At 73.2% G+C, this 725-nt stretch carries 1 protein-coding gene; it reads left to right on the top strand.

What is annotated here, in order from left to right; translation table 11 throughout:
- Positions 1–725, top strand: a 725-nt coding sequence (locus G3I65_RS27715) for an MFS transporter (RefSeq protein ID WP_160698723.1), incomplete at both ends; no start/stop codon positions are given.

Raw genomic sequence — 725 nt, 5'->3', positions numbered from 1 at the left:
AGCGCCGGGCGGCGTACTCGCTGGACACCATCTCGATCGAAGTGACGTTCATGATCGGCCCGGCGGCGGGCATCGCGGCGATGACGTCGCTCCCGCCGACGCTCACCCTCAGCGCGCTCGGCGTGCTCTTCGGCGGCACGGCGTTCCTGATCTGGCTGGTCGACCCGCCGATCCGCGACGACCGCGAGCCGGTCGTCGACGACGTCCGCCCGAAGCTGCGCACCTGGCTGTCCTGGAAGCTGGTGTCCGCGCTGCTGATCGCGGGCGGCGCGCTGTTCGTGCTGGTCGGCACCGAGCTGGCGACGCTGGCGGCCCTGCGCGCGAACGGCGACCTCGGCATGACCGGCCTGGTCATCGCGGTGATGTGCGCGGCGTCGATCCTCGGCGGCATCGTCCACGGCGCGGTCAAGCGGTCGCTGCCGCAGGGCGTGCTGATGCTGCTGATGGCGCTGCTGGTGGTGCCGGTCGGGCTGGCCGACCAGCCGTGGTGGCTGCTGATGCTGGTGCTGATCCCGACGAACCTGCTGTGCGCCCCGACCCTGGCGGCGACCACGGAGACGGTCAGCAAGATCGCCCCGCCCCGCGTCCGCGGCGAGGCGATGGGCCTGCAGGACGCGTCGACCCGGCTCGGCCTGGCGCTGGGCAGCCCGTTCGTCGGCTTCGCGATCGACCACTCGAGCCCGGCGTGGGGCTTCGCGGCGGCCGGCCTCGGCGGCCTGCTGATC

The sequence above is a fragment of the Amycolatopsis sp. SID8362 genome, from assembly GCF_010550475.1.
Classification (GTDB): domain Bacteria; phylum Actinomycetota; class Actinomycetes; order Mycobacteriales; family Pseudonocardiaceae; genus Amycolatopsis; species Amycolatopsis eburnea.
The sequence above is the reverse complement of the archived record's forward strand: the minus strand, read 5'-3'. Positions and strand labels throughout refer to the sequence as shown.